General features: G+C 39.0%; 16 protein-coding genes and 1 pseudogene. 12 read left to right on the top strand and 5 right to left on the bottom strand.

What is annotated here, in order from left to right; translation table 11 throughout:
- Nucleotides 1-101 precede the first annotated feature (101 nt).
- Both ACFX4R_RS08755 and ACFX4R_RS08750 read left to right on the top strand, forming a co-directional pair.
- A complete protein-coding gene (locus ACFX4R_RS08755; RefSeq protein WP_043980254.1) occupies nt 102-1220 on the top strand; it encodes an AbrB family transcriptional regulator in 1119 nt (372 codons plus the stop codon).
- Nucleotides 1221-1285: 65 nt separating this feature from the next.
- Nucleotides 1286-2059 (top strand): class I SAM-dependent methyltransferase, encoded by a 774-nt coding sequence (locus ACFX4R_RS08750; protein WP_043980252.1) that lies wholly within the window; start codon nt 1286-1288, stop codon nt 2057-2059.
- Between the two features lie 38 nt (nt 2060-2097).
- Here the strand turns inward: ACFX4R_RS08750 and ACFX4R_RS08745 are convergent, their stop codons facing one another.
- Genes ACFX4R_RS08745 through ACFX4R_RS08735 form a run of 3 tightly spaced genes read right to left on the bottom strand, consistent with a single transcriptional unit; the run spans nt 2098 to nt 5040 of the window.
- The gene (locus ACFX4R_RS08745) at nt 2098-2943 is read right to left on the bottom strand and encodes an ABC transporter permease (protein ID WP_013081885.1); all 846 of its coding nucleotides are present in this window, start codon (nt 2941-2943) and stop codon (nt 2098-2100) included.
- A complete protein-coding gene (locus tag ACFX4R_RS08740) occupies nt 2936-4141 on the bottom strand; it encodes a quaternary amine ABC transporter ATP-binding protein (protein ID WP_097824252.1) in 1206 nt (401 codons plus the stop codon). The genes ACFX4R_RS08745 and ACFX4R_RS08740 overlap by 8 nt, the downstream gene beginning before the upstream one ends.
- Nucleotides 4142-4176: 35 nt before the next feature.
- Nucleotides 4177-5040 carry a glycine betaine ABC transporter substrate-binding protein gene (locus tag ACFX4R_RS08735; RefSeq protein WP_043980248.1) on the bottom strand — a complete coding sequence of 288 codons (864 nt, stop codon included), beginning with the start codon at nt 5038-5040 and terminating at the stop codon, nt 4177-4179.
- 594 nt (nt 5041-5634) lie between these two features.
- Between ACFX4R_RS08735 and ACFX4R_RS08730 the strand changes: the two genes are divergently transcribed.
- From ACFX4R_RS08730 to ACFX4R_RS08685, 10 genes are all read left to right on the top strand, one after another.
- Nucleotides 5635-6222: a TetR/AcrR family transcriptional regulator gene (locus ACFX4R_RS08730; RefSeq protein ID WP_080781636.1), complete on the top strand. Its 588-nt coding sequence runs from the start codon at nt 5635-5637 to the stop codon at nt 6220-6222.
- Between the two features lie 135 nt (nt 6223-6357).
- Nucleotides 6358-7845, top strand: a complete 1488-nt coding sequence (locus ACFX4R_RS08725; RefSeq protein ID WP_043980243.1) for an aldehyde dehydrogenase family protein — start codon at nt 6358-6360, stop codon at nt 7843-7845.
- A gap of 25 nt (nt 7846-7870) precedes the next feature.
- Entirely contained in the window at nt 7871-9247 is a 1377-nt protein-coding gene (locus ACFX4R_RS08720) for a putrescine aminotransferase (RefSeq protein WP_129706459.1), read from the top strand.
- A 122-nt stretch (nt 9248-9369) separates the two neighbouring features.
- Nucleotides 9370-10326: an agmatinase gene (gene speB / locus ACFX4R_RS08715; protein ID WP_043980238.1), complete on the top strand. Its 957-nt coding sequence runs from the start codon at nt 9370-9372 to the stop codon at nt 10324-10326.
- A 299-nt stretch (nt 10327-10625) separates the two neighbouring features.
- Nucleotides 10626-12005 carry an APC family permease gene (locus ACFX4R_RS08710; protein ID WP_097824248.1) on the top strand — a complete coding sequence of 460 codons (1380 nt, stop codon included), beginning with the start codon at nt 10626-10628 and terminating at the stop codon, nt 12003-12005.
- A gap of 116 nt (nt 12006-12121) precedes the next feature.
- The gene (locus ACFX4R_RS08705; protein ID WP_208757603.1) at nt 12122-12778 is read left to right on the top strand and encodes an HAD family hydrolase; all 657 of its coding nucleotides are present in this window, start codon (nt 12122-12124) and stop codon (nt 12776-12778) included.
- A gap of 173 nt (nt 12779-12951) precedes the next feature.
- Nucleotides 12952-13896, top strand: coding sequence for an ABC transporter substrate-binding protein (locus ACFX4R_RS08700; RefSeq protein WP_377569369.1), 945 nt, complete (start codon nt 12952-12954; stop codon nt 13894-13896).
- A gap of 80 nt (nt 13897-13976) precedes the next feature.
- Nucleotides 13977-15011, top strand: coding sequence for a FecCD family ABC transporter permease (locus ACFX4R_RS08695; protein WP_043980230.1), 1035 nt, complete (start codon nt 13977-13979; stop codon nt 15009-15011).
- Between the two features lie 5 nt (nt 15012-15016).
- Nucleotides 15017-16033 (top strand): FecCD family ABC transporter permease, encoded by a 1017-nt coding sequence (locus ACFX4R_RS08690; protein ID WP_043980228.1) that lies wholly within the window; start codon nt 15017-15019, stop codon nt 16031-16033.
- Nucleotides 16034-16157: 124 nt separating this feature from the next.
- Nucleotides 16158-16322, top strand: a complete 165-nt coding sequence (locus tag ACFX4R_RS08685; RefSeq protein ID WP_377569367.1) for a hypothetical protein — start codon at nt 16158-16160, stop codon at nt 16320-16322.
- Between the two features lie 34 nt (nt 16323-16356).
- On the opposite strand, the pseudogene ACFX4R_RS08680 reads toward ACFX4R_RS08685, so the two are convergent.
- Both ACFX4R_RS08680 and ACFX4R_RS08675 read right to left on the bottom strand, forming a co-directional pair.
- Nucleotides 16357-16722: pseudogene (locus ACFX4R_RS08680) on the bottom strand (DUF3231 family protein); the annotation flags it as partial.
- Nucleotides 16723-16737: 15 nt separating this feature from the next.
- Nucleotides 16738-17358 (bottom strand): DUF3231 family protein, encoded by a 621-nt coding sequence (locus ACFX4R_RS08675; RefSeq protein WP_377569365.1) that lies wholly within the window; start codon nt 17356-17358, stop codon nt 16738-16740.
- Nucleotides 17359-17478 lie beyond the last annotated feature (120 nt).

Raw genomic sequence — 17478 nt, 5'->3', positions numbered from 1 at the left:
TAAAATTTCGATATTTTAATTATCTCTAAAATTATACTATAGTTAAGAAGAGGAATGTTCGGTGTAAGAAAGAAAAGCCTTGTAGAAGGAAGGAAGTAGATATGAACGCAAGAATTATTTTTTTACAATCTATATTTTTTATTTTATTAACAAGCATAGGAGGATTTCTTTTATCGTTAACAGGTTTATCCATTGGCTGGATGCTTGGGACCCTCATTTTAGCTGCTATTCTAGCTTTCCGAAAGCCGCGTTTTTTATCTCAAACAAGCAAAAAAGGTATTCCAAAATATTGGCTGTACGCAGGACAGTGTATTTTAGGGATTGAATTAGGTCAGAAGATTAACTTGTCTGTATTAACTACGTTTCAATCTCACTGGTCCACCATTACGATCATGCTTTTGCTGTCCGTTGTTTTTTCTCTTTTATCCGGTTATTTGCTATGGAAGTTCAGTTCCACAGACTTATTAACAAGCTTTTTCGGCACGACTCCTGGAGGAATGAGCGCAATGCCAGGCATGGCTGAAGAGGTAGGGGCCAATACGGCAATTGTAAGCATTATTCAAACAATGCGCGTGTTTTTAGTTGTGCTTGCTGTTCCTTTATTTGTGGTCTATTGGGGAAGTAATACAGGTCGGCATGCAGTGTCAGCTACTCCAAGTATTTTTGGGTGGGAATCACTGCTATGGACAGGCGTTTTAATCGTTACAGCAGTAGTAGGCTATTATATAGGAAAAAAACTAAAATTTCCTGCTCCTTGGTTAGTAGGGGGAATGCTTACTGTTGCGATTGTTCAAACAGCTGCTTCATCGTACGCGGGATATAATCTTCAAGCATACTGGCCTCATTCTGTTATGATTTTATCGCAAATTTTTATCGCGTCAAGTATTGGTTCTCGCTTTCATAAAGAAATGTTTATTGGCGTGAGAAAAATTATAGTTGTTGCGCTTATTAATACAATCGGTTTGATCGCTGCTATGTTTGTTTGTGCACTAGCAGTCTCCAAAATAACTGGAATCGGGCTTATTACGTCTATTTTAGCGTTTGCTCCTGGAGGCATTGCAGAAATGGCAACAACATCAATTGTACTGCAAGCCGATTCGACGTTGGTAGTAGCGGTCCAAGTGCTTCGAATTTTAACCATTTGGCTGCTTCTTCCTCCGCTGTTTCGCATGTTTCATCAATGGGGAGAAAGAAAAAGAATACATTCACACGTTTCATAATAAATATGTGAATGCACTAGGCAAAGTAATAGAGAGTTTTAAAGAGAAAAATGGGGGGAGAATAGATGAGTAATAAAGAAATGGTGGTCAGTCAGTTCGGGGGGAATGCTGGAAAGTACGTCAAAAGTAAAGGTCATGCGAAAGGCAAAGATTTAGCTATTTTAGCGGAAATTGCTGAAGAAAATAGAGGAGGAAAGCTGCTTGATGTAGCAACAGGAGGAGGACACGTGGCAAATAAGCTAGCACCTGTTTTTCAAGAAGTAACGGCTTTTGACTTAACTCCTCAAATGCTGCAAAGTGCTGAAGGCTTCATTAAAGAAAATGGTTATGAAAATGTATCGTTTGTTCAAGGAGATGCTGAAGATATGCCATTTCAAGATGACGAGTTTGATACGGTAACGTGCAGAATTGCACCGCACCATTTTCCTAATATTAAACAGTTCATCAAAGAGGTGTACCGAGTGTTAAAGCCAGGCGGACAGTTCTTGCTCATTGATAATGTAGCACCGGAAGTGAATGCTTATGACGAGTTTTATAATCGAGTTGAAAAGACAAGAGATCCAAGCCATTATCGTGCCTATAAAAAAACAGAGTGGCTTTCTATGCTTGAAATGCAAGGATTCCGTACAGAAGTGCTGACAACTTTTCCAAAGCGCTTTTTATTTGATGACTGGTGCGGGATGATGAATGTTTCGGAAGAGACAAAGCGTGAGCTTACTCAATATATGCTGAATATACCAAGCGGATTTAAGCAATTTTTCGACATCAAAACAAATCAACAAAGAATTGAATCGTTTCAAGGAGAAGCAATCTTTGTAGCGTGTTACAAAAATAAATAAAAAGAGGCCAACTCATCGGAGTTGGCTTCTTTTTTTACTTATGCTCGTTGGTTTGAACGATTTCCAAAATATTGCGTAATACGATCTAAAATAATCGCTAAAATAACGATTGAAATTCCAGCTTCAAAGCCCGTGCCGACTTCAAGTCGAGAAACTGCACGATATACTTCCGCACCAAGTCCCGGAGCACCTACAAGAGAGGCAATAACAACCATTGAAAGAGATAGCATGATGCTTTGGTTAATTCCGGCCATGATTGTTTTTGTGGCTAATGGAAGCTGTACTTTAAATAATTTTTGTTTTGTTGTTGAACCGTAGGCATTTGCTGCTTCTACTAGGTCAGCGGGTACTTCGCGAATACCTAGGTTCGTTAAACGAATCGTCGGAGGCATTGCAAAGATAACAGATGAGATAACACCTGGTACCACACCGATTCCAAAAAAGAAAAGTGCTGGAATCAAATAAACAAATGCGGGCATTGTTTGCATAAAGTCTAAGATTGGCGTAATAATTCGAGCCGTCTTTTCGCTTTGAGATGCCCAAATGCCAAGCGGAATTCCTACTATAATCGAAATCAGTACGCTTGTTAAAACGAGAGCTAGTGTGTCCATGGTTTCTTGCCAGTAGCCAAGATTAAGAATAAATAACAGGCCAATCATCGATAAAATAGTAAATGACCATTTTTTACTTGAAAACCAAGCAATGATTCCGACAATTAAGATTAAAATTAATGCGGGTGGAAAGGTTAGCACTAGTACAATAAAACTTACAATACCATCGACAATAGCTGAAATAACATCAAAAAACCCTTTGATATTATCATTTAAAAACGTGACAAAATGGTCAATCCAATTGCCAACAGGAATTTTAGGAATACTATTCATTTACGTTCACCTCATTACTATCAGTACCGGCGAGTGCTTCAATCACTCGTTCTTTTTTAATGATGCCGCGCAGACGATGGTTTTCATCTACAACCGGTAGTGGAAAGCGGCTGATAACCATTTTGTCGTACAGGTTTTCTAGTAGCGTATCTGTTGTAACAGTTGGAATATCCGTATCTAATACGTCTGCTGTCAGTTTATTTTGTTTAATGGCACGGCTAATATCATCTGCAGTTACAACTCCTAAAAGAGTTTTTTTCTTGTCTACGACGTAGATGCTTGAATAACCAGCTTCTTGCATAATTTTAAGAGCCACGCGCGGACCTCGGTCTACGGTAATAGATTCGGCACGGTTCATCACGCTTTCAGCTGTGTATACTTTAGCTACATTAACGTCTTCCACAAAGCGCTCAACATAATCATTGGCAGGGTTTGTCATAATTTCTTCAGGTGTTCCTACCTGAACAACACTGCCGTCTTTCATTAAAACGATGCGATCTCCGATTCGAAGAGCTTCATCAAGATCATGGGTAATAAAAATGATTGTACGTTCCATTTTTTCTTGAAGCTCCAGTAAGAAATCTTGCATGTCTTTACGAATAAGCGGATCTAGTGCACTGAATGCTTCATCCATTAATAAAATATCAGGGTCATTGGCAAGTGCTCGGGCCAGTCCGACACGCTGCTGCATACCGCCGCTCAGTTCACCAGGGTATTGATTTTCGTACCCTTTCAAACCTACTAATTCAAGCGCTTCTTTTGCTTTCTTTTCACGTTCGGCTTTTGGTGTACCTTGAACTTCTAGTCCGTATTCTGTGTTATCAAGAACCGTACGGTGAGGGAATAGGGCAAAGTTTTGAAAAACCATGCTCATTTTTTTTCGGCGCATGTCGCGGAGTTCATCTTTGTTCATTTTTACTACATCGTCACCGTCTAAAATAAGGGATCCAGATGTTGGTTCAACAAGGCGATTAAACATACGAACTAAAGTGGATTTACCACTTCCAGACAGGCCCATAATAACGAAGATTTCACCGGATTTGATTTCGAAGTTTGCTTGATTAACCCCTATTGTCATTCCTGTTTCTTCTAGAATTTCTTTTTTTGTTTTTCCTTTTTGAAGTAAATCAATCGCTTTTGACGGATTCTTACCAAACACTTTGGTTATATTTTGTACTTTTAATTTTACGTGTTCCATATGTCCACCTCAATTGTTGTTTTCTTTTACGTCCATTAATCTTTTGTCCAACTGTCAACTAGCTTTTTATGCTTTTTTACCCATTCTTGCGCTGCTTCTTCAGGATTCGAAGATTTTTCAACTTGTGATAGAAGAGGACTGATTAATTTATCATTCATCTGTGCATTATTCATCCATTTTATGACTTGAGGATTTGTCTTTTTAAATTCCTTGCTTGTCATTGTGTAAATGTTGTCAGGGTCTCCAAACGAATTTTTAGGATCTTTTAAGTATTTGATATCAAAGTCTGCAAAAGCCCAGTGAGGATTCCACATAGTAACAACAATTGGTTTTTTGGCATCATAGGCTTTGCGCAGTTCACTGAGCATAGCTGCCTCAGACGATTTTACAAGCGTATAGCTTTTAAGGTCATAATCCTTTAACGCCTGTTCGGCTAATCCATTAATACTGGAGCCTGGGTCAATTCCAATTACTTTGTTATCGACATCAGAAGCAACCTTAGCAAGGTCTTCCGTTGTGTTCACATCTTTCATATAGGAGGGAACTGCGAATCCTAAGCGCGCGTTTTTTAGCCAAGGGTCTTCGATGTTCACTTGATCTTTATACTTTTTGTAAAAAGGCGCATCTGTTGTAGGCAGCCATGGTGCAAAGGAAATATCAATGTCGTCATTGGCCGTTCCTACCCAAACACCGGCTTTCTCTAAGAAAACAGTTCTAACCTTGTAGCCTCGATCTTCTAAAATCTGTTTCCATACGTACGTGTAGGCGATGTTTTCAGTATAGTTATTCATGCCGATGGTAATGGTTTTTTTATCTTTAAATGCGCCATTACCGTTGCCGCAAGCCGAAGTAATAACTAGAAGAAAACAAATCATGCTGATTAACAATAGTTTCTTCATGCAATGTAACTCCTTTATAAAGTTTTAAATCAATCTGACTGATATGTAGAACGAGTGCTAAACACAACGAAGTGTATACCCGGTTTTTTTAGGTGGTAAACATAGAAAATATAAAATGTGAAATAGAGTGGGTGATTTTTTGGCGTTATAAAGTTATTTTTAGCTAAAAATGTACATCGTAGTTAAGAGAAATTATGGGAAATAAATGGATAAAATAAGTGACTGTAGAATCAGTTTTACATGTTACCACTCTTTTTTTTACTCCGTCAACTTCGAGTGAAGAGTAATTAAGCGATAAAGCTTTATAAATAAACGCAGAAAAGTATCTTTCTACTAAAGATACTTTTTCAGAAAAATAGTTGCTTAAAGAGCGTTGTATCAGCTTTTACTTTGGATGGTGAAAGGAAGAGAAATAACAGTGAGACATATAAAAAGAGCGAGGGTAAAATGATAAAATAAAAAAATATTTTGAAGACGGCATGCGACCGATTTTTTAATTAAATTTAAAGATTCAGAAAATTTTATCTTGCATAATTTGTGTTACTTATAGTAAAATGAATGAAAGTCATTCATTTTATAGGTGGAGGGAAAGAGTTGGTTACAAGCACAAGTGAAAAATACGATAAAATCTTACAGGCAGCGATTGAAGTTATATCTGAAAAGGGGCTTGATAAAACGTCAATTTCAGACATTGTAAAGCGTGCAGGCGTAGCTCAAGGAACTTTTTATCTTTATTTCAGATCCAAAAATGCCCTTGTTCCTGCGATTGCAGAAAACTTACTTTCTTTGTCGCTTGAAAAAATTAAAGAAAGAGCTAAAACAGCAACGAATTTTTTAAGTACATTAGAGGTAATGATTGACGAAACGTATAAAACAACTGATGAATATAGAGATGTTCTTGTTTTATGCTATTCGGGGCTCGCTTTTGACTATTCATTAGAAACATGGGAAGCTATTTACTTACCTTATTACAACTGGTTTGAAGAGGTATTAAACGAGGCTGTTAGAAAGGAAGAAGTCATTAAGCAGCTTAACGTTAAATGGACAGCTAAAACGATGATCAATTTGATTGAAAATGCTGCGGAACTTTTTTATATCGGGCGAGAGCAAGATGTCACACTTGAGCAATCAAAGGAAGAACTTTTTCAATTCTTAAAGCGTTCTCTTGTGCCATCCGTGTAATATTAGCGCTGCTGATATTACACCTATCAAAATGACTGACATTCATTCAAACTATATAATTAACTATCAGAATTATAAGTTTTTAAAAGTTTAAAATGACTGACAATCAGTCGTTATTTAATAAGGAGGTATCTTATGGATCGTACAGCCGTTAAAACGTTAACTTTAAATATGTACATAAACGGAGAGTGGAAAAAAGCAGAGAAGCAACGTCCTACTGTTAACCCAGCGACAGGTGAAGTAATTGGATATGCTGCAGAAGGCAGCGCAGAAGATATGAAAGCAGCAATTGAAGCTGCACGGGAAGCCTTTGACAGCGGAAGTTGGTCTGAGACTTCTGCGTCTGAAAGAGCAGCTATCTTATTTAAAATTGCCGATAAGCTTGAAGAAGCGAAAGAGGAATTAGCAGCGCTAGAAACAATGGATAACGGAAAGCCATATCGCGAGGCTGAGGCTGATGTGGAAGATGCAGCTGCTTGTTTTAGATATTACGCTGGATTAATTACAAAGCCAGACGGTCAAACGTACAGTGTTCCTGCACCTATGCAAGCAATGGTTATAAAAGAACCAATTGGGGTGTGCGGACTGATTGTACCTTGGAATTATCCGCTGTTGATGAGCGTGTGGAAAATTGCACCTGCTTTAGCTGCAGGAAATACGATTGTATTTAAACCTTCTGAAGTGACACCGGTTACTCCTACAAAACTTTTTGAGATTTTAGAAAGCGTAGGATTGCCAAAAGGAGTAGCAAACCTTGTTATGGGAGCTGGAGATACTGTAGGAAATACGCTTATTCAAGATAAGCGTGTTGATAAGATTTCCTTTACGGGCGGAACGGTAACTGGAAAACACATCATGCGTCAAGCAGCGGAGAATGTAACGAAAGTCTCTTTAGAACTTGGAGGAAAGTCACCGAACATTATATTTGCTGACGCTGATTTTGAAACAGCTGTAGATTATGCCTTATTTGGAATTTTTGCAGGGAGCGGCCAAATTTGCGCTGCAGGTTCTCGTATTTTAGTAGAAGAAAGCATCGCTGAGAAATTTATTGAACGTTTTGCAGAGCGTGCTCAAAAAATTAAAGTAGGAAATGGAATGAATCAAGAGATTGAAATGGGCCCTCTTGTAAGTGAAGAACATATGAAAAAAGTATTAAAGTACATCGAAATTGGAAAGCAAGAAGGCGCCCGCCTTGTATGCGGAGGCAATCGAATCACCAGCAGTGGATTGGAAAAAGGATTCTTTGTAGAACCTACGGTTTTTAGTAACGTTACGTCAAATATGAAAATTGTGCAAGATGAAATCTTTGGACCCGTTGTTGTTATTCAAACGTTTAAAGACGAAAAAGAAGCTATTAAACTTGCAAATGATACGGAATATGGTTTGGCAGGCAGTGTGTTTACAAACAACGGCGCAAAAGCTCTTCGGGTGATTAAAAAGCTGCGTGCGGGCATCACTTGGGTAAACACATATCATTTTACATTTAACGAAGCGCCTTGGGGCGGATATAAGCAGAGCGGAATTGGTCGAGGGCTGGGCACGTTTGGATTGGAAGAATTTCAAGAAGTAAAACAAATTAATATTAATTTACAAGTAGAGCCAATCGGCTGGTTTAAAAATTAAAAAGTAGAGAAGGAGCGATATTAAAATGAATACAGTGACGAAAAATCAAGAGGTAAACAAAGCATATGGTGAAGTAAACGAATATATCAACAAAGTGCTGGGACTTATTGAAAAAAGCGAAGTTTCAGCTGAAGAAGCACAGTGGATTACGAAAGAAACAGTAGACGGATTTCGTGAGCATGTTAACCCAGGCTTTTTAGAATATCGCAAAACAGTAACGGTGGATACGCAGTTTGCAGCTGTGGAATGGTCAGATGAAGGCTCTTGTTTTACGGATGTAAACGGTAAAAAATACATTGATTGTTTGGGCGGATTTGGAATTTATAACGTGGGGCACCGCCATCCTAAAGTAGTCAAAGCTGTTCAAGATCAGCTTCAGCGTCAAGCGCTCCATAGCCAAGACTTATTAGATCCACTTCGTGCGATGCTTGCGAAAATTTTAGCAGATATTACACCGGGTGATTTGAAGTATTCCTTTTTCACAAACAGCGGAACAGAAAGTGTAGAAGCCGCTTTAAAATTAGCGAAAATGTATAGTGATCGAACAACGTTTATTTCCACAACACGTTCTTTTCACGGAAAAAGTCTAGGTTCTTTATCAGGTACGGCAAAAGGAATGTTCCGTAAACCATTTCTGCCGTTAATTCCAGGTTTCCGTCACGTGCCGTTTGGTGATATTGACATGATGCGCAAAACATTTGAAACGTGCGCGCTTGTAGGGGAAGATGTGGCAGCTGTTTTATTAGAACCAATTCAAGGAGAAGGCGGCATTATTCTTCCTCCTGAAAATTATTTAAAAGAAGTGCGTGCACTATGTGATGAGTACGACGCTATCTTAATTTTTGATGAAGTTCAAACAGGTATGGGACGTACCGGTGAAATGTTTGCATCAGAACTATACGATGTTGTACCCGATATTTTATGTCTTGCTAAAGCGTTTGGAGGAGGAGTTATGCCTGCTGGCGCGGTTGTAGCAAAAGAAAAAGTGTTTTCAAGCTTCTTTGATAATCCGTTTATGCACACAACAACGTTTGGAGGCAACCCGCTTGCCTGCGCAGCCGCTATTGCAACCATTAAGGTGTTGATTGAAGAACAGCTGCCAAACCGTGCAAAAGAGCTGGGAGAATATTTCCTTGCTGGTTTAAAGAAAGCAGCTGAAAAACATGGAGATAAAGTACTTGAAATCAGAGGGCAAGGTTTAATGATTGGAATTGAGTTTCACCAAGATGAAATTGGCTACGCGCTTTCTAAAGGTATGTTTGATGAAGGGATTCTAGTAGCCGGCACGCTTGTAAACTCTAAAACAATTCGTATTGAGCCACCGTTGACTATTTCAGCGGAAGAAGTAGATCAAGTCATTTCTACATTTGAAAAAGTATTAAATGAGCTGAACCACCAATAAATGTAACAAGGAGCAACGAATATGAGTCGGCAAACGTTTCTTATTCCCGTATTGCTTTCAATGATTTTAGTAGTGGAAATGCCTAGCGACTAACTGAAATCATTGAAACGGAGGAGTAAATTATGAAATATCCATTGTCCCCAGATGTCAAACCAGAATTTTGTACAACGGGCTCATTTATGAGGCTGCCAGCGGAAAGAGAAAATGCAAAAGTAGGGCTAGTAGGGATGCCGTTTGATACGGCAGCATCCTTCAGAGTAGGTGCGCGCTTTGCACCTCAGGCAATTCGGCAAGCTTCCATGACGCTGTTTCCTTATCATCCGGTACACGACGTATATCCATTCGATGATACGAATGCTATCGATATCGGTGATGTGCCCGTGATTCCGCATAATATTCACAGAAGCTATGAATTAATGGAAGAAGCGGTAGGCACTCTTATGGATAGAGGAATTGTTCCAATTGGAATTGGAGGAGATCATTCGATTACCTTGGCAAGCCTTCGTGCTGCTGCTAAAAGATATGGTCCAGTGGCTATGATTCATTTTGATTCTCATACAGACACGTGGGATACGTATTACGATGAAAAATATTGGCACGGATCTCCTTTTATACGCGCATATGAAGAAGGGCTAGTAGATCCAAAGAAGGTCTTTCAAATTGGTATCAGAGGAACATTAAATCATCCGGGAGATGTTCAAGAAAGCAAAGACCTCGGTTATCATGTAGTAACGGCCGGGGAGCTTGAACATCAAGGATTTTCAGTGATTTTAGAGCAAATGAAGACAGCGATTGGAGATACTCCGTGCTTTTTAACGTTTGATATTGATTTTGTTGATCCTTCTTGTGCACCAGGAACAGGAACGCTTGAAGTAGGCGGATTCAGCAGCAGAGAAACGCTGAAAATGATCCGTTCTCTGGCGGAATTTAACTATGTTGGATTTGACCTGGTGGAAGTGCTGCCTTCTTATGATCCAACTCAGATAACCTCGTTGCTTGCAGCTACAATCATTCATGATTTTGCTAGTTTAGTTGCAGTGAAAACGAAAAGAGAGTCATTGGATACGATGATTGAATAACGGCTTGTAAGCAGAAATCCCTCTTATTCAGAGGGTATTTCTGCGTTGATATAGCAGGAGATTAGGAACATATAGCTATTTAAAATAAAACGCTTTCATAATATGATAAAAGAAAAAGATAGGTTGTTAGCAACCCTTACCAACTTAAAGAAATAAATCATATATTTGCTATAGTAAATGTAACTACTCTTTATGTAAAAATGAATGAAAGTCATTCATTTTTATATAAAGAAATTAAATACAGGCATTTATGGATTTAATTGTAAGAATGTTCTTAATAAATAGAAGGGGGAAGATAAATGAAACATGAAACAGTAACATTAAAAAGGTCGTTGAAATTATGGCAGATTGTATTAATGGGGATCGGATATATGACTCCGATGGTAGTGTTTGATACGTTTGGGATTGCGTCTGATATGACGAATGGACACGTTCCCACGTCTTATATCATAGCCCTTGTCGGGATGCTTCTCACGGCAGTAAGCTATAAAAAGATGATTCAAGTGTTTCCAAATGCAGGGTCAGCTTATACATATACGCAAAAGACAATCAATCCACATTTAGGATTCTTAGTTGGCTGGTCTGCACTAATGGATTATCTCTTTTTACCGATGGTTAACGCACTTATTTTTCAAATTTATTTATCATCTATTTTTCCTTCGGTACCATCGTGGGTTTGGGTTGTCAGCTTCGTCATTATCGTTACGCTGCTAAATTTACGAAGCGTTAATTTCACCGCCAATTTCAATACGTTTCTTGTTATATTTCAAATGACGATTTTAGTATTGTTTGTTGCTGTTTCAATCAAAGCCTTGCTAGGAGGAATGGGGGAAGGTACTCTTTTTTCTATGAAGCCTTTCTTTAATCAGAACATGACGTCATCAGGGCTAATAGCGGGAGCCACACTTATGTGTTTTTCCTATTTAGGATTTGATGCAGTGGCTATGTTATCAGAAGAAACGCCTAATCCTAAAAAAACGATTCCGCAAGCTATTTTTTTAGTTGCGTTAATCGGAGGAGTCATGTTTACCGTGACATCTTATTTTATTCAAGCGGTTTTTCCAACGTTAGAAGGATTCAAGCATCCAGACGCTGCGGCTCCTGAAATTGCTATGTATGTGAGCGGTACGCTGTTTCAAATTGTCTTTTTAGCTGGAGGAATTGCAGGAACATTATCATCAGGCATGTCATCGCATGCAAGCGTTTCGCGTTTATTATACGTAATGGGACGCGATCGAATTTTACCTCAGTCATTTTTTGGTTATGTTCATCCTAAGCTGCGCACCCCTTCGCGAAATATTGTATTAGTCGGAGTTGTATCAGCAAGTGCCATTTTCTTCAGTCTGGCAACAGCTACGTCATTTATTAATTTTGGAGCACTCATTGCGTTTTCTTTTGTTAATATTTCGGTTATTGCGCACTATGCTGTTCATCAAAAGCAGCACCGGTCGGCTAAGGGATTTTGGTCATACATTGTTATGCCACTATTAGGAGCAGCAGCGATTGGCGTTTTATGGCTTAACTTGGAGCGCAACTCCTTTTTACTTGGTATTGGCTGGGGGATTGCTGGTTTGGTTTATTTAGCGTATGCAACGAAAGGTTTTAGAAGGCAGCTGTCTTCCATTGAGTTTAAGGAAACAGAAGAAATGTCACCTTTGATGAAAGTCGGAGAAAAGTAAGGATAGAAACTACCTGTTTAAGCCTATCTTATTAAGGAAGCCACATTTATGGATTACGCATTTTGAACGTGTTACTATGTAAGAACGATAAGATAGAAAAAGGTAGGTAAATTATGATTAAAGCAGTTGTGTTTGATTTTGATGGATTAATTATTGATACAGAATCAGTGTGGTATGAAGTATACCGAGAAATGTTAGAAGACAGGGGAGTAGATCTACCGATTGCAACGTTTGCTTCTTATGTGGGAACGGATGCTACGGCACTTTACGATTACTTGCTTCAGCAGTTTAACAATGAGTTCACAAAAGAGGAACTAGCTCAAGAATCGTTAAGACGTCATCAAGAAAAAATGAAATCATTAGTAGCCCGAGAAGGTGTAGCGGAGTACTTGGCAGAAGCAAAAGAACTTGGATTGAAAATTGGTTTAGCAAGCAGCTCATATCGCGACTGGGTAACAGCTTTTTTAAAAGAGCTAGATTTGCTGCACTATTTTGAAGTCATTCAAACGCGCGATGATGTAGAAAAAGTGAAGCCAGATCCGGCTCTTTACCGAAATGTAATTGAAAAGCTAGGAGTAGAGCCCTCTGAAGCTTTGGCATTTGAAGATTCTTCTAATGGAGCAAAAGCTGCTATGGCAGCAGGCTTGCGCTGTGTGATTGTACCAAATCCGTTAACTAAACATCTGTCGTTCGAAAGATATCACTTACACATCGAATCGATGAAAGAGAAAAGTTTAAAAGAAGTGATTCAGTATCTTTGTATTGAAGATTAAAAAGAAAGGACGCTCCTGCTGCGTCCTTTCTTTTTTTATAGAATAGATATAATTTTTTTAATTAAAAAATAACGAATCAGCTTGTTTAAATAGATAAAACTGATATAATGATAACGATTATCAGTTTCAAGAGTCGATTATCTACATAAAGATACAAGCAGGAGGAATGACATTTGAATAAGAAAAAAATAGGACTGCTGGCTTTTATTACAATGCTGGCAATCGGAATGCTTATCGGCTGCAGCAGCACGAATAAGGGAAATTCAGCTGATGAAAAAAGTGAAAAAACAAGAGTGGTCAAGCATGAGCTTGGAGAGACAAAGGTAAAAGAGAATCCAAAGCGAGTAGTCGTATTAGAGTTAGGCTTTATTGATGCATTGTTAGATGCTGGTATCAAACCTGTAGGAGTAGCTGATGATGATAAAGCAGAACAGCTTATTGATAAAAATGTACTAAAAGAAATCAAAGGATACAAATCAGTTGGCACGCGAGCGCAGCCAAGCTTGGAATCGATTAAACTGCTGAAGCCCGATTTGATTATCGCCGATTCAGAACGTCATAAAAATGTATACAAAGAATTATCGAAAATTGCGCCAACGATTGAGTTAAAAAACTTAAATGCTAATTACGATGATTTACTAAATACAGAGTTAAAAGTAGGAGAAGCGGTTGGCAAGAAAGCAAAAGTTGAAAAAGTGGTAGAAGAGCATAAGCAAAAAATGAAGGATTTAAAAGCAAAAGCACCAAAAAATCCGGGCAATGTACTTGTTATCGCTGATGCAAATGGTAATATTAATGCTAGAACTTCAAATTTCTTTACAACGGGTGTTCTTGAGCAATTAGGCTTCAAAAATGCATTAACAGATCCTACAAAAGAGTACAGTGTAAAAATGACAATGGAACAACTTGTAAAAGCAGATCCGGACAAACTCATTGTTATGCGAAATGAAAAAGGTCATACGCCTTTAGCAAAACAGCCATTATGGAAAGAGCTAAAAGCGGTTAAAAATAATCAAGTGTATGAAGTTGATGTATTTAAATGGTCTCTTCGCCGAAGTGTACAAGGTGCAAATGGTATTGCAGATGAAGCAGAAAAGTTATTATTTGAAGGCAAATAATAACGAAGAAAAGAACAATCCAGCGGGATTGTTTTTTTTCTTTTTAATGAACTTTCAAATGGAAGGAGGCGCATTCTACTATGAAAGCTGTTCACGGCTTATCCAAAAGAAACAAATCTCCGCTTCGTATAATAGCTATTTTTCTTGCGGTTATTATTCTTTTACTAATTTCAATGTTTTTATCTATTTCCATCGGTTCTATACATATTTCTTTTGGAACGATTAAGCAAGCTATACTAAATTTTGACGGATCAAAAGAACAGTCTATTATTCAAACTGTCCGTCTGCCTCGCTTATTGGTAACGGCATTTGTTGGCGCTAATTTGGCTGTCGCTGGAGCGTTGATGCAAGCATTAACTAGAAATCCATTAGCTTCTCCTGGTATTTTTGGTATTAATGCCGGCGCATCAGCGGCAATGGTATTTTTAACGGTTTTAGTGCCTAGTGTAAGCATGATTGGCGGGGTATTTGGTGCATTTTTAGGAGGCGCATTTGCTGCTGTTATTGTTTATGTCATGAGTTCGTTGATTAAAGGAGGCGACAGTGATGTAAAGCTTGCTTTAACAGGTGTTGCTATACAAGGTATGCTTATGTCTCTCACGCAAACGCTGCTGATTTTTAATGAAAGCAAAACAGAAGGCGTTATGTTCTGGCTCACCGGTTCAGTTATTGGGCGAGATTGGGGACATGTTCATGTATTGGTTCCTTTTAGCATCGCGGGCCTGCTTATTGCGTTTGGTCTGGGAAGAGCGTCTTCTTTATTGTCTTTAGGAGATGACGTAGCTAGAGGACTCGGGCAGCGAGTCTTTGCCATTAGAGCGTTCACTGCAGTTGTTGTGATTGTATTAGCAGGTGTTTCGGTGGCAATTGCGGGTCCCATTGGCTTTGTAGGGCTTGTTGTTCCTCATATGGTACGCTATTTAATAGGTGTAGATTACCGGTTCGTTTTGCCAATGAGCGCGCTGCTTGGTGCATCTTTATTGCTGCTAGCAGACGTATTATCACGATTTATTACATACCCGTATGAGACTCCTGTAGGTGCAGTAACAGCATTGCTCGGAACGCCGTACTTTATTTACTTAGCGAGACGCAAAAAAACAGAAAGGAAGGCATGAGTTATATGCAGACTGTCAATAAAACAAAAAAGCAGCCATCTCGATTCAAGTCTGTCGGCCTGTTTATCATTCTTTCTGTCTTAATTATAGCGCTGAGTGTGATAAGCCTTAGCTTAGGAGACATTAACATACCTCCTCTAGACATTATTACGTCTTTTATTGGTATTGGCGATCCTGACTTGACGTCCATTTTAGTAGAATTTCGTCTGCCTCGTATTTTGCTGGCTATTTTAACAGGAGTCGGCCTAGCTGTGTCCGGAGTCGTCGTACAGTCCATTATGAGAAATCCGCTCGCTAGTCCAGATACATTAGGTCTATCAAGCGGATCAGGATTAGCAGCTGTTGCAGTCACTATTTTACTGCCTTTAGCAAGCCCATCTGTTTTATCTGTCGCTGCGTTTGCAGGAGGCTCGCTTGTCTTTGTAATCGTCTATTTGCTTGCTTATAAAAAAGGAGTAGAACCTATTCGATTTGCATTAATAGGTGTAGCAGTCAGCGCTTTTTGTTCATCCGGTATTCACTTGTTAATTTCAAAAGCAAATCCAAACGTAAATGCGGCACTGATTTGGCTGAGCGGCAGCTTATGGGGAAGAACATGGGATCAATTAATTGGTTTACTTCCCTGGGTCGTTATATTAGTACCGTTGATTTGGCTGTTAGCTGCTCGGTTAGATTTAATTCATTTAGGTGATGAAGTGGCTCGAGGACTAGGGGCTAGAGTAGAGTTAATTCGTCTAGTATTGCTGGCAAGCGCAGTGGCAATGACGGCTGCGGTTGTATCGGTGGTTGGCACAATTGGCTTTGTAGGGCTTATTATTCCTCATGTGGCCAAACGGTTAGTGGGACCGAGACACAAAAAATTGATTCCTACAGCCGCTTTGCTTGGCGCTTTGTTTGTACTAGCAGCAGATTTAATTGGGAGAGGAATTGCTCCTCCGGTTGAAATTCCGGCTGGATTAATCATTGGCATTATCGGCGCTCCGTATTTTCTTTATTTACTGTGGAGAGAATCTAAAAAATGAGGCTGTGACAAAAGTAGTGTAGTTAAAGTTAAACACGAACTATTCATCAAAAATGGATGAATAGTTCGTTTTTTTTTGTAATCATGGTGAACGTAGGTTTCATATATGCAGGTGCTTCTAGCTGTTGTTTGTAGAGCAAGGCGAAGACTCCTGCGGGAAAAGCGCAACAGGTGAGACCTCGCAGGAGCGCAAGCGACGAGGAGGCTCAGCGGGCGCCCGCGGAAAGCGAAGCCTTGCATGGAAATCAACAGTGGTGTCACAAGCAGTCCAACTCATTGCTCGTCTTTAGATTGGGTTCATTTCGTTATGTCCCAATCTCATTTTTATTCCAAATGAATTTTTGGGAATGGAATATGCGGAGGCTCTTCTAGACATCCTTGTTCAATGCTTATTCTTGATACTTCTTTGGCGTATTCCAAAATTTCATTCGTGAAGTTTGTATAGTTTAAAGCGAGATCTAAACGCGGGCTCGTTGACATCGCCAGCCCGTATCCACGTACATTTTCAGTAATCATCGCAGCCAGGTGAAACATCATGAGTTTTTCTGAAAATGGAGGAACGGAAGACTTTTCTACTCCGTAATCCCACTTCATTGTGACCGGTATGTTTTCTACCATTAGCGGTTGTGACAGGGATTCAATGTGCTGCTGTACCTGCTCTCTACCTTTTAACAAAAAAGCTTGAATTTCCTGAGAAGGAGCTGTTTAAGCAAATCCTAAAATTAAATCCTTTGCAATTAAGTTCGTCTGTATGCTTGACACGATATGAGAAATTTCGATGACCGTTAACGGCCGCTTTTCATCAAAATAGCTTCCTAAGAAAAGTTCTTTATCGTTCATATCAGACGCATCTGCAATAGGAATAGGAGGAAGCTCTATAAAAATTTGTTTTTCTAACAGCAAATCTGTAATCGTTTGATTAAGCTTTTCTGCTTTTAATAGCAAGCTGCGAAAAAAAGATCGTACATCACTTCTTGCGGCAACATCGACGCCCGTAGTTGCTGATAGCAGAAGGATATTTGAAATATGCTTCAAATAAAGCAAATAAAAAGAATCCGAAAATAATTTTGGAGCTTCAACATTAAGGTCTTCTTCGCCGAAACCTAGCGGGATTGGCATATTTTCTTTTAAAAAGATAGCAGTGAGCGCATCACTGTTTTTTGTTGTGATGTGCAGTGTACCTTGAATCGCTTTTTGAATATCTAAATCGTCTACATGACACAGAAAATGTTTAAGCATACAAGAAATTGCTTTATCGTTCATATATTGCTTCCAAATAACAGCCATCTCGGCGGCTGATAGTGGAGAAAATGATTGATTGTTCATAATAAACTCCTCATATATAGATAAATAACAAGTTTCTAAAAGGTTATCAACTAGTATAAGTCAAAGGAAGTAAGATAAACACTATAGAAAGTAAAAAAGGTATCAACATTTTACTATAAG

This window comes from Priestia sp. YIM B13490 (genome assembly GCF_042787735.1).
Taxonomy (GTDB): Bacteria; Bacillota; Bacilli; order Bacillales; family Bacillaceae_H; genus Priestia; species Priestia megaterium.
The sequence above is the reverse complement of the archived record's forward strand: the minus strand, read 5'-3'. Positions and strand labels throughout refer to the sequence as shown.

Coding starts and splice junctions, on each gene's coding strand:
- speB (WP_043980238.1), top strand. CDS start 9,370: ATGAAATATCCATTGTCCCCAGATGTCAAACCAGAATTTTGTACAACG.
- ACFX4R_RS08740 (WP_097824252.1), bottom strand. CDS start 4,141: ATGGAACACGTAAAATTAAAAGTACAAAATATAACCAAAGTGTTTGGT.
- ACFX4R_RS08720 (WP_129706459.1), top strand. CDS start 7,871: ATGAATACAGTGACGAAAAATCAAGAGGTAAACAAAGCATATGGTGAA.
- ACFX4R_RS08725 (WP_043980243.1), top strand. CDS start 6,358: ATGGATCGTACAGCCGTTAAAACGTTAACTTTAAATATGTACATAAAC.
- ACFX4R_RS08710 (WP_097824248.1), top strand. CDS start 10,626: ATGAAACATGAAACAGTAACATTAAAAAGGTCGTTGAAATTATGGCAG.
- ACFX4R_RS08735 (WP_043980248.1), bottom strand. CDS start 5,040: ATGAAGAAACTATTGTTAATCAGCATGATTTGTTTTCTTCTAGTTATT.
- ACFX4R_RS08675 (WP_377569365.1), bottom strand. CDS start 17,358: ATGAACAATCAATCATTTTCTCCACTATCAGCCGCCGAGATGGCTGTT.
- ACFX4R_RS08750 (WP_043980252.1), top strand. CDS start 1,286: ATGAGTAATAAAGAAATGGTGGTCAGTCAGTTCGGGGGGAATGCTGGA.
- ACFX4R_RS08745 (WP_013081885.1), bottom strand. CDS start 2,943: ATGAATAGTATTCCTAAAATTCCTGTTGGCAATTGGATTGACCATTTT.
- ACFX4R_RS08755 (WP_043980254.1), top strand. CDS start 102: ATGAACGCAAGAATTATTTTTTTACAATCTATATTTTTTATTTTATTA.
- ACFX4R_RS08695 (WP_043980230.1), top strand. CDS start 13,977: ATGAAAGCTGTTCACGGCTTATCCAAAAGAAACAAATCTCCGCTTCGT.
- ACFX4R_RS08690 (WP_043980228.1), top strand. CDS start 15,017: ATGCAGACTGTCAATAAAACAAAAAAGCAGCCATCTCGATTCAAGTCT.